This window comes from Limnohabitans sp., from assembly GCF_031538885.1.
Taxonomy (GTDB): Bacteria; Pseudomonadota; Gammaproteobacteria; order Burkholderiales; family Burkholderiaceae_C; genus Limnohabitans.
Window position 1 is genome coordinate 1 of sequence record NZ_JAVKLW010000092.1, and the last position, 10,606, is coordinate 10,606.

Annotated in this window: 9 protein-coding genes; 5 read left to right on the top strand and 4 right to left on the bottom strand. The window is 58.1% G+C overall.

Annotation, left to right across the window (positions count from 1 at the left end):
* Nucleotides 1-175 precede the first annotated feature (175 nt).
* Both RMS03_RS07440 and RMS03_RS07445 read left to right on the top strand, forming a co-directional pair.
* Complete coding sequence (locus RMS03_RS07440; RefSeq protein ID WP_310626450.1) at nt 176-1,414, top strand: S41 family peptidase; 1,239 nt, start codon at nt 176-178, stop codon at nt 1,412-1,414.
* The gene (locus RMS03_RS07445) at nt 1,415-1,738 is read left to right on the top strand and encodes a hypothetical protein (protein ID WP_310626451.1); all 324 of its coding nucleotides are present in this window, start codon (nt 1,415-1,417) and stop codon (nt 1,736-1,738) included.
* 8 nt (nt 1,739-1,746) lie between these two features.
* Here RMS03_RS07445 and grxD read toward each other — a convergent pair whose 3' ends face one another.
* The 4 genes from grxD to hemA all read right to left on the bottom strand — a co-directional run bounded on the left by grxD (nt 1,747) and on the right by hemA (nt 5,437).
* Nucleotides 1,747-2,070 (bottom strand): Grx4 family monothiol glutaredoxin, encoded by a 324-nt coding sequence (gene grxD / locus RMS03_RS07450; protein WP_310626452.1) that lies wholly within the window; start codon nt 2,068-2,070, stop codon nt 1,747-1,749.
* Nucleotides 2,071-2,178: 108 nt separating this feature from the next.
* The gene (gene prmC / locus RMS03_RS07455; protein WP_310626453.1) at nt 2,179-3,063 is read right to left on the bottom strand and encodes a peptide chain release factor N(5)-glutamine methyltransferase; all 885 of its coding nucleotides are present in this window, start codon (nt 3,061-3,063) and stop codon (nt 2,179-2,181) included.
* Complete coding sequence (prfA, locus tag RMS03_RS07460; protein WP_310626454.1) at nt 3,060-4,166, bottom strand: peptide chain release factor 1; 1,107 nt, start codon at nt 4,164-4,166, stop codon at nt 3,060-3,062. The genes prmC and prfA overlap by 4 nt, the downstream gene beginning before the upstream one ends.
* An 11-nt stretch (nt 4,167-4,177) precedes the next feature.
* The gene (gene hemA, locus RMS03_RS07465; RefSeq protein ID WP_310626455.1) at nt 4,178-5,437 is read right to left on the bottom strand and encodes a glutamyl-tRNA reductase; all 1,260 of its coding nucleotides are present in this window, start codon (nt 5,435-5,437) and stop codon (nt 4,178-4,180) included.
* 25 nt (nt 5,438-5,462) lie between these two features.
* Between hemA and RMS03_RS07470 the strand changes: the two genes are divergently transcribed.
* From RMS03_RS07470 to RMS03_RS07480, 3 genes are all read left to right on the top strand, one after another.
* Nucleotides 5,463-5,747: a hypothetical protein gene (locus tag RMS03_RS07470; protein ID WP_310626456.1), complete on the top strand. Its 285-nt coding sequence runs from the start codon at nt 5,463-5,465 to the stop codon at nt 5,745-5,747.
* A gap of 398 nt (nt 5,748-6,145) precedes the next feature.
* Nucleotides 6,146-10,030, top strand: a complete 3,885-nt coding sequence (locus tag RMS03_RS07475) for an FAD/FMN-binding oxidoreductase (protein ID WP_310626457.1) — start codon at nt 6,146-6,148, stop codon at nt 10,028-10,030.
* 12 nt (nt 10,031-10,042) lie between these two features.
* A complete protein-coding gene (locus tag RMS03_RS07480; RefSeq protein WP_310626458.1) occupies nt 10,043-10,456 on the top strand; it encodes a DUF971 domain-containing protein in 414 nt (137 codons plus the stop codon).
* The last annotated feature ends 150 nt before the right edge of the window (nt 10,457-10,606 follow it).

Sequence of the window (10,606 nt, forward strand, 5' to 3'; positions counted from 1 at the left end):
AAGGGGCCTGAGGGCAAAGGTGGGATGACGAAATGGGTCTCTTACGCCGAAAAATCGTGCTATCGACGCACACAATTGCACATCGTGAAGTCCGTAACAAGTCACGCTACAAATTCATGCGTTGTGCAGACCTTCCTTAAAGGCTTGTATTGGTATGTATCTAAAAATGCAATCTATGCCGCTGCGCACAGCATTCGCGTGGTTGGCTGCTTTTGTAATCATGGTCACGCAAGGGTGTGGTGGTGGAAGCGGTAGCAGTGGCAGTAGCGATGCAGTCCGTACCATCTGTGCACCCGCCCCAACCAACAGCACAAGCATTGACCTCAGTGGTGTCACCGTCCAGCAGCTTGATGACGACAAGCGTTGGGTAGCGAGTTTGATGACCCAGAATTATCTCTGGCCCAATGACACTCCTGCCGTCAACGCCCAAGACAGTGCCTACAGCAATGCCAGCGCACCCTATGACTCCTTGAAGGCGTATTTCCAAGCACTACTCAGCCCCCTAGTCATAAGCAGTGGGCGCAAGAAAGACCGCTACAGCTACGTCAGTACGGTCCGCGCTACTGCCGCTTACTACGAAGGTAACAGCGTCACGGGCCTCGGCCTTGAATGGGGCAAAGTGGCTGATCCTGGCATATTTCGATTGCGTTACATTGAACCCGACTCTGCTGCCGCGCGTACCAGTGGCTTGCAGCGCGGCGACACCTTGGTCAAAGTTCAAGGCGTCACGTGGACTGAGGCGGGTGCCACATCACAAGCCCGCCAGCTTTGGAATGGCGGCATCAACCCGAGCACTGCTTGTCGAACTACGCTTGAGGTGCGTCGCAACGGTGAATCGCTGACGTTAGCGGTAGACAGTGCGCCCTACATACCGCAATCCGTGCCACTGACGAGAATTCTGATAGACAAGAACAAACAAGCCGTTGGCTATGTCCATTTCACCGACTACACCGCACCCGCAGAGGCGGCCTTGATCGAGGCGATTAACCGTTTCAAAGCGGCTAAGGTCAGCGATGTGGTGGTGGACATGCGCTACAACGGCGGGGGCTATCTTTACGTGGCTAATGCCTTGGCCTCCATGCTGTCCATACCTGCCACGACAAACAACAAAGTCTTCTACAGCGCCCAATATGGTCCAAACAGTGGGCGTTCTCAGGATAACAAAAACTTTGCAGCGCAAGCCTGCATCATGTCATCTGACTACACATGCACCCGCAGCGATGATTTGCCTCACTTGGGTCTTGCGCGTGTTTATGTGCTGACCACGGGTTCCACCTGTTCGGCCAGCGAAGCCGTCATCAACGGTTTACGTGGTGTAGATGTACAAGTCATCACCCTTGGGCAAAAGACTTGTGGCAAACCCTATGGCTTTCAAAGCAATACACACAACGGTATTGCATACTTTCCGATTTAGATGCAATTCCTCAATGCCAAGGACTTTGGCGATTACGCAGAGGGGATGGCACCAACCTGCGTGCTAGATGATGATCTAGACCACGTACTCGGTGACCCCAGCGAGACCTTGCTTGCCGGCGTACTCAAGCACCGCAGCACGGGAGCTTGCCCTTTTGTGGGATCTGCTGCCAATATCACGGCAGGTGCTAGTGCAAACGTGTTTGCTGCACGAAGTCTGCGTATGCTGCCCCTCACGCTCGTACAGGCGGAGGACGACAGCGTGACACCTGGGCGTCGCCCCCTCATACGTGAGGGGGCCAACGCCAAAGAACCGCAACGCTGATGGGGTGACTATGCGGTTTCGTTGATGACTTTTTGCAACTCACCCGACTCATACATTTCCATCATGATGTCGGAGCCACCAATGAACTCGCCCTTGATGTAGAGCTGGGGGATGGTGGGCCAGTTGCTGTATTCCTTGATGCCTTGGCGAATCTCAGCGTCATCCAGCACGTTCACGGTTTTGATGGCTTTGGGGTCCACGCCGCAAGCTTTGAGCACTTGCACCGCACGGCCGGAAAAACCACACATGGGGAAGCTGGCGCTGCCCTTCATGAACAGCAACACGTCGTTGCCCTTTACGAGTTCATCAATGCGTTGTTGTGCGTCGCTCATAGGGCCTCCTGCCGAACCGCCGCAAAGGAGGTCAAGCCCCCTCGAGGGGCAGTGGATACACGAGGTGATAAACGTGGGGGCATACAGTTTCTCCAAATCAAAAGTTAATTATTTCACTGTCTGCCATTGTCCGCCCGTGCAGCGCAAGATGCCCGCAAGGTCAGGGCGGCTTTGTACATTCACAAACCCTTGGTTGCCCAGCAAGGTTTGCACGGCATGGGCTTGGTCATAGCCATGCTCTAACAGTAGCCAGCCCTTGGGTTTGAGGTGTTGTGCCGACTCACGCACGATGATGCGAATGTCGTCCAAGCCCTCAGCGCCAGAAGCCAAAGCCGACAAAGGCTCGTGCGTCAAGGCGGCCAAGTGTGCATCATCACGCGCCACATAAGGCGGGTTCGACACGATGGCGTCAAAGGTTCGGCCCTTGAGGGGCGCGAGCCACGAACCTTGATGGAAGTCCACAGGCAGGCCTAAGCGTTCGGCGTTGGCGCGCGCCACGCTCAAGGCACCAGCACTGGCGTCTACCGCACACACGTGGGCATCCGCTCTCGCGTGTTGGAGGGCCAAGGCAATCGCGCCGCTGCCGGTGCCAAGATCTACCACGTCAGGGTGGGGTGTGTCAGCCAAGCAAGACAAGGCCCATTCCACCAAGGTTTCAGTGTCCGCACGTGGGTCGAGTACGCGACGGTCAACTTGCAGCGTCAAGCCAAAAAATTCTTTTTGGCCCGTGATGTAAGCCACAGGCTCGGTGCTCAGGCGACGTTGTGCGTAGGCTTCAAAAGTGGTTTGCACGGCCATGTCCAGCGCGTCATCGCCATGCGCCAACAGCCAAGCACGGTCGTGCGGTGCGCAGCCCAAGGCGTACAGCAGCAGTACTTGCGCTTCTAGGCGCGGCAGGCCCAAGGTTTGTGCCCAAGCCGCGGCTTGGGCCACGGTTAACGAAGAGTGTTCTGCATGTGCAGCCAGTGTGACGACGGAAGACATCACACTCATGGCTTGCCTTCCAGCGCAGCCAGTTGCTCGGCCTCATGGGCGTGTTTCAAGGCTTGCATCGCCTCACTCAAATCACCCTCCATGATGAAGTTAAGTTTGTACAGCGTGAGGTTGATGCGGTGGTCGCTCCAACGCCCTTGCGGAAAGTTGTAGGTGCGAATGCGATCGCTGCGGTCGCCGCTGCCAATGAGGCCCTTGCGCATGGCCGCGTCTTTGGCGGCGCGTTCTGAGCGGTCTTTTTCTTGGATGCGCGCGGTCAATACTTTCAGCGCTTGCGCTTTGTTGCTGTGCTGGCTGCGGCCGTCTTGGCACTCGGCCACGATGCCCGTGGGCAAGTGGGTGATGCGCACGGCAGAGTCTGTTTTGTTGATGTGCTGACCACCCGCACCGCTGGCGCGGTAGGTGTCGATGCGCAAATCCGACGGGTTGATCTTGATGGCCTCGGCCTCATCCGGCTCGGGCAGCACCGCCACCGTGCAAGCACTGGTGTGGATGCGGCCTTGGGTTTCGGTGGTGGGCACGCGCTGCACGCGGTGGCCGCCCGACTCGAACTTGAGCCAGCCATACACGCCGTCGCCGCTTGAACCGCCGTCCATGCGCACGACCACCTCTTTGTAGCCGCCCAGCTCGCTGGGCGATTCACTCACGACCTCGGTGCGCCAGCCTTGACGCTCCGCATAGCGCACGTACATGCGCAGCAAGTCGGCGGCAAACAAAGCCGACTCATCGCCGCCTGTGCCCGCGCGAATTTCGATGAACGCAGGGCGTGCATCGTCTGGGTCTTTGGGCAGCAACATGCGTTGCAGCTCGGCAACGAGCAGCAACAGTTCGGCTTGGGCGCTGGCAATTTCTTCTTCGGCCATAGCGCGCATGTCGGCATCGTCCCCCCCGTCTTGCAGCATCTGTTGTGCCGCTTGAAAATCCGCTTCCCGTTGTTGGTAGCGTGCGTAACGACCGGCTGTGGCGGTCACGTCGGTGTGCTCGCGTGACAAAGCCAAGAACTGCGTCATGTCCTTCATGATGTCTTCGCGAGACAGCAAGAAGTCCAGCTCGTTCAAGCGTTGGGTGTGGCGCTCGAGTTGAGCGCGCAAAAAGTCTTTCATGGGGTCAGCGCCTAACGGTTGCCGCGCAAAAAGAAATGCTCAATCGCATGGCGCGCACGCTCGCGCGACGCTGCGTCACCTGCATGCAGCTCGGCCATCGCGCCGTGCAGCATTTTTTGGGTCAGGCCGCGTGACAAGGCTTCCAGCACCGCATCCACATCGTCGCCTTTGGCGAGGGACTTGCGCGCACGGGCCAACTCGGCGCTGCGCCAATCTTCGGCTTGGGTGTTGAGTTGTTGAATCAACGGCACATGGCTGCGCTGGTCCATCCAGTGCTCAAAGCTTTGCACGCCTGCATCGATGATGGCTTCGGCTTGCGCCACTGCGGCTTGGCGGTTGGCTTGGCCGGTTTGCACCACGTCCGACAAATCGTCCACGGTGTACAGATACACGTCTTCGAGTGACTTCACCTCGGGCTCAATGTCGCGTGGCACGGCCAAGTCCACCATGAACATGGGGCGGTGTTTGCGTTGCTTGAGTGCGCGTTCGACCGCACCCAAGCCAATCAAGGGCAGGGTGCTGGCGGTGCAGCTGATGACCACATCAAACTCGTGTAGTCGCTGCGGCAAGTCGGCCAAGCGCATCACCTCGCCGCTGAATTGCGTGGCCAGCTTTTCGCCGCGCTCCAGCGTGCGGTTGGCAATGGCAATGGCTTTTGGGTTTTTGGCCGCGAAGTGGGTGGCGCACAGCTCAATCATTTCGCCCGCGCCCACAAATAGCACACGGGTTTCGCTCAGGTCTTCAAACAGTTGGCTGGCCAAGCGCACGGCGGCGGCGGCCATGCTGATGGAGTGCGCGCCAATCTCAGTAGAGCTGCGCACCTCTTTGGCCACCGCAAAAGAGCGCTGAAATAGTTGGTTGAGGGTGGTGCCCAAGGCCCCAGCCTCGAATGCGGCACGCACCGCGTCTTTCATCTGGCCCAAGATTTGAGGCTCGCCCAACACCATCGAGTCCAGCCCACTGGCCACGCGAAACGCGTGACGGGCCGCATCGGCCTCCAGCAGGGCGTAGGTGTGGCCTTTGAGGTCGGCGGCTGACACGCCGCCCGACTGGGCCAGCCAAGCCAAGGTCTGTTGCATTTGGGTTTCGCTGCCCGCGCAATAAATCTCGGTACGGTTGCAGGTGGATAGGATGGCCACCTCGCTGTCGGGTGCAAAAGAATGGCGCAGGGTCGCGAGGGTCGGACCCATTTGTTCGACCGCAAAAGCAAAACGGCCCCGCAAATCAAGCGGGGCTGTCGTGTGATTGAGGCCTAAAGCCCAGACTGCCATAACGCAGATTATAAAATTTACTCGCATGGGTTCTTTAGAACAAATCATTCACACGTTTAACCTCATCGCGCCGGCATGGGGCGTGGCCCTGTTTTGCGCGCTGGTGGCTCGGTTTGTCACCCGTGGCTGGCTACCTTTGGCCAGTTGGAGTTTGCCCAAACAGACCGTGGTGAGCGGTGTTTTAGGCTCTGCCGTGCTGGTTGGCGGCTTGTTTGTTTGGGGGGTGGACGGAAAAATGGCCACCTATTCGGCCCTCGTCATCGCCTGCGGTTCCGCCCAGTGGCTGATGTGCAAAGGCTGGCAGCGTTGACGTGAAGCGCCCAAGGCGAACAGCCTGCGTGTACGTTGGCTCCTCTTCGCTGCGCTCAGAATGTCGCTCACCGTACACGCAGGCTGTTCGCCTTGGGCTTTGCGCTGGCGATTTTGTGCGCGAGGTGCACCTTATCACTCCGCAAGACGGTGAGCAGGCCGTGTGCACGGTGAGCGACATTCTGAGCGCAGCGAAGAGGAGCCAACGCGCATACGGCCTGCTCACTGTCCAGAAGTGACTTCAAAACCCATGTCACCAGCAATACCCCTAAAAACCGCTACCCGACACCCCCAAAGCCAGTAAGTGCACTTAGGGACTCCCCTCAGAGCGCCTAAGCCCCTGCGGTAAAATCGGGCCTTAATTCGCGCCCCAATGCGCCTTAGCGCGCACACCACACCATGAATGCTCCCACCTCGCTGAACCACTTGCTCGCCACGGCTGAAGAAAGCCCGCGACTGCGCGAAATCCCCTACAACTACACCTCCTTCTCTGACCGAGAAATCGTGCTGCGTTTGCTCGGTGCCGATGCGTGGGAGTTGTTGCTGCGTTTGCGTCAAGAACGCCGCACAGGTCGTTCGGCCCGCATGTTGTATGAAGTGTTGGGCGACATCTGGGTGGTGCAGCGCAACCCTTATCTGCAAGACGACTTGCTGGATTCGCCCAAACGCCGCCACCAGTTGGTGGAGGCTTTGCACCACCGTTTGGGTGAAGTCGAGCAGCGCCGCACACCCGATGCCGACACCGAACGTGACGCCATGGTGGGCCAACTGCTGCAAGCGGCCAGTCGTGCGGTTGAAACTTTCAACCAGCAGTTCGACGCGATTGCTGCCTTGCGCAAAAAAGCTGCGCGCTTGCTCAAGAAGCACACGGCTCATGACAACATCAAGTTCGATGGTCTCTCACGTGTGAGCCACGTCACCGACGCCACCGACTGGCGTGTGGAATACCCCTTTGTCGTGCTCACCCCCGACACCGAAGCGGAAATGGCTGGCTTGGTCAAAGGCTGTATCGACCTCGGCCTCACCATCGTCCCGCGTGGCGGCGGCACGGGCTACACGGGTGGTGCGATTCCGCTCACATGGAAGAGTGCGGTCATCAATACCGAAAAACTCGAAGCCATGACCGAAGTCGAAATGATCGACTTGCCCGGTGTCGCGCACAAAGTGCCCACCATCTACACCGAAGTCGGTGTGGTCACCCAGCGCGTGGCCGATGCCGCAGAACGCGGTGGTTTTGTGTTTGCGGTGGACCCCACGTCTGCCGAAGCCTCGTGCATTGGCGGCAACATCGCCATGAACGCGGGCGGCAAAAAAGCCGTGTTGTGGGGCACTGCGCTCGACAACTTGGCCAGCTGGCGCATGGTCACCCCTGATGCGCAGTGGCTCGACGTCATTCGCGTGGACCACAACCTCGGCAAGATTCACGATGCCGAGATGGCCAGCTTCGAACTGAAGTACTACCAAGCGGACGGCAAAACCTTCATCCGCCAAGAACGCTTGGATATTCCGGGCAAGTCCTTCCGCAAAGAAGGCTTGGGCAAGGATGTGACCGACAAGTTTTTGAGCGGTTTGCCCGGCGTGCAAAAAGAAGGCTGCGATGGTTTGATCACCAGCGCACGTTGGATCGTGCACCGCATGCCCGCGCACACGCGCACCGTATGTATGGAGTTCTTTGGCAACGCCAAAGACGCGGTGCCCAGCATTGTGGAAATCAAAGACTACATGTTTGCCGAGCAAAAACGCAGCGGCGTGTTGCTGGCGGGCTTGGAGCATTTGGATGACCGCTATTTGCGTGCCGTGGGCTACGCCACCAAGAGCAAACGCGGCGGCCTGCCCAAGATGCTGTTGATTGGCGACATCGCGGGCGACGACGCCGACGAGGTGGCACGCGTCACCTCCGAAGTCTCGCGCATGGCCAACACCCGCAGTGGCGAATGCTTTGTGGCAGTGAGCCCCGAGGCTCGTAAAAAGTTTTGGCTCGACCGCAAGCGCACCGCTGCGATCAGCCGCCACACCAATGCGTTCAAGGTCAACGAAGACGTGGTGATTCCTTTGCCCCGCATGGCCGAGTACACCGACGGCATCGAGCGCATCAACATCGAACTGAGCTTGCGCAACAAGCTCGAACTCTGCGACGCCTTGGAAGACTTCTTCGCCAAAAGCAATTTGCTTCTCAGTAAATATTTAGGCAAGTCTGACGACGCTGCCGACATCCCCACCCCTGAGTTGTTGGAAGACCGTGTGCAACAAGCCCGTTCGCGCATTGGCGAAGTGCGTGGCCTGTGGCAGCAGTGGCTGAATGAGTGCGATGCGTTATTCCCTCAGTTGCAAGACCACAGCTTGCGTGCGAGCTGGAAAACACAAATCCGTGCGCAGTTGCAAAACATCTTCACGGGCGCGCAACTCGCACCCATCTTGGACGAGTGCAATGCCATTCACCAACGCGTGCTCAAAGGCCGTGTGTGGGTGGCGCTGCACATGCACGCCGGTGACGGCAATGTGCACACCAACATTCCCGTCAACAGCGACAACTACGCCATGCTGCAAACCGCGCACGAGGCGGTGGCCCGCATCATGGTGCTGGCGCGTTCGCTCGACGGCGTGATTTCGGGCGAGCACGGCATTGGCATCACCAAGCTGGAGTTTTTGACCGACGCAGAGTTGCAACCCTTCGCTGATTACAAAGCCAAGGTTGACCCCGAAGGCCGCTTCAACAAAGGCAAGTTGCTGCGTAACCAAGATGTAGACACATCGCTGCGCCACGCCGATTTGAGCCAAGCCTACACACCCAGCTTTGGTTTGATGGGCCATGAGTCGCTCATCATGCAGCAGTCCGACATTGGCGCCATTGCCGCCAGCGTGAAAGACTGTTTGCGTTGCGGCAAGTGCAAGCCGGTGTGTGCCACGCATGTGCCACGCGCCAATTTGCTCTACAGCCCACGTAACAAAATTTTGGCCACCTCGTTGTTGGTCGAGGCCTTCTTGTACGAAGAGCAAACCCGCCGTGGCGTGTCCATCAAACACTGGCAAGAGTTTGAAGACGTGGCCGACCACTGCACGGTGTGCCACAAGTGCTTGTCGCCTTGCCCGGTGAAGATTGACTTTGGTGATGTCTCCATGAACATGCGCAACCTGTTGCGCAAGATGGGCCAAAAGAGCTTCCGTCCCGGCAACGCGGCGGCGATGTTCATGCTCAATGCGACCAACCCCGAAACCATCAAGTTCGCCCGCAGCGCCATGGTGGGCGTGGGTATGAAGCTGCAACGCTTGGCGCACGATGCGCTCAGCGTGGTGGCCCGTATGCAAACCAAGGCACCGCCTGCCACGGTGGGCACCGCGCCCATCAAAGAGCAGGTGATTCACTTCATCAACAAAAAAATGCCCGGTAACTTGCCCAAGAAAACCGCGCGTGCTTTGTTGGACATTGAAGACAAAGACTACGTGCCTATCATTCGCGACCCCAAGACCACCACGTCCGAGACGGAAGCGGTGTTCTATTTCCCCGGTTGCGGCTCTGAGCGTTTGTTCAGCCAAGTGGGCCTCGCCACGCAAGCCATGTTGTGGCACGCAGGCGTGCAAACCGTGTTGCCACCTGGCTACTTGTGCTGTGGCTATCCGCAAAAAGGCTCGGGCCAGTTCGACAAAGCCGAGAAGATGATCACCGACAACCGCGTGTTGTTCCACCGCGTGGCCAACACGCTCAACTACCTCGACATCAAAACCGTGGTGGTGAGCTGCGGCACGTGTTTTGACCAGTTGCAGGGCTACCAGTTTGACAAGATCTTCCCTGGCTGCCGCATCGTCGACATCCATGAATACTTGTTGGAAAAGGACATCAAGCTCAGCGCGGATCAGCAAGCGGGCTACTTGTTCCATGACCCCTGCCACAGCCCCATGAAACAGCAAGACCCCATGAAAACGGTCAAAGCCTTGGTGGGTGACCAAGTGGTCAAGAGCGAGCGCTGTTGCGGCGAGTCGGGCACCTTGGGTGTGACGCGTCCTGACATTGCCACCCAAGTGCGTTTCCGCAAAGAAGCCGAGTTGCAAAAGGACGAGTCCGCTTTGCGCGCCATGACGGGCGAAGCAAAAGGCGATATGAAAATCCTCACCAGCTGCCCCAGCTGCTTGCAAGGTCTGACCCGCTATGGGGACGACTTGCAAAACGGTTTGCTGGAAGCCGACTACATCGTGGTCGAGATGGCCCGCAAAATCTTGGGTGAGCAGTGGATGCCCGAGTATGTGGCCCAAGCCAATGCCGGCGGCATTGAACGCGTGCTCGTTTAATTAGGAACCCTCATGGCTGGCTTGCAAAAAAACACCCCCGCACCCCAAGACATCACGGTACATGGCGCATCGCGTGTGCTGGAAGTCAGCTTTGCCGACGGTGCGAGTTTTCGCATTCCGTTTGAGTTGATGCGTGTCTACAGCCCCTCCGCCGAAGTGCAGGGCCACGGCCCAGGCCAAGAGGTGTTGCAAACGGGCAAACGCTTGGTGGACTTGGAAGGCTTAGAGCCCGTGGGCAACTACGCCGTCAAACCCACCTTCAGCGACGGTCACGACAGCGGCTTGTTCACTTGGGAATACCTGTATTTCTTAGGTGCTGAACAAGACCAACTCTGGGCCGATTACGAACGCCGCCTCAAAGAAGCAGGCGTTGACCGCGATGCCCCCATGCCCGAGAAGGCAGGCACGGGCTGTAGCACACACTGACTGATCAAAGTTTGGCGGATTCAAGGACGAAGTGCAACAAAGATGAACTGGTTATAGGTGGCTGAGGATGCGAGAGCATCATGGCCGCTTTAACCGCCAAGTCGAAGTTGCCCAATGTACAAGCACCTCAGCCGAGAAGAACGATACCAA

Bases quoted from the DNA above. Each gene is read 5' to 3' on its own strand.
- grxD (WP_310626452.1), bottom strand. From the start codon at position 2,070: ATGAGCGACGCACAACAACGCATTGATGAACTCGTAAAGGGCAACGAC.
- prmC (WP_310626453.1), bottom strand. From the start codon at position 3,063: ATGAGTGTGATGTCTTCCGTCGTCACACTGGCTGCACATGCAGAACAC.
- RMS03_RS07470 (WP_310626456.1), top strand. From the start codon at position 5,463: ATGGGTTCTTTAGAACAAATCATTCACACGTTTAACCTCATCGCGCCG.
- RMS03_RS07440 (WP_310626450.1), top strand. From the start codon at position 176: ATGCCGCTGCGCACAGCATTCGCGTGGTTGGCTGCTTTTGTAATCATG.
- RMS03_RS07480 (WP_310626458.1), top strand. From the start codon at position 10,043: ATGGCTGGCTTGCAAAAAAACACCCCCGCACCCCAAGACATCACGGTA.
- prfA (WP_310626454.1), bottom strand. From the start codon at position 4,166: ATGAAAGACTTTTTGCGCGCTCAACTCGAGCGCCACACCCAACGCTTG.
- RMS03_RS07445 (WP_310626451.1), top strand. From the start codon at position 1,415: ATGCAATTCCTCAATGCCAAGGACTTTGGCGATTACGCAGAGGGGATG.
- RMS03_RS07475 (WP_310626457.1), top strand. From the start codon at position 6,146: ATGAATGCTCCCACCTCGCTGAACCACTTGCTCGCCACGGCTGAAGAA.
- hemA (WP_310626455.1), bottom strand. From the start codon at position 5,437: ATGGCAGTCTGGGCTTTAGGCCTCAATCACACGACAGCCCCGCTTGAT.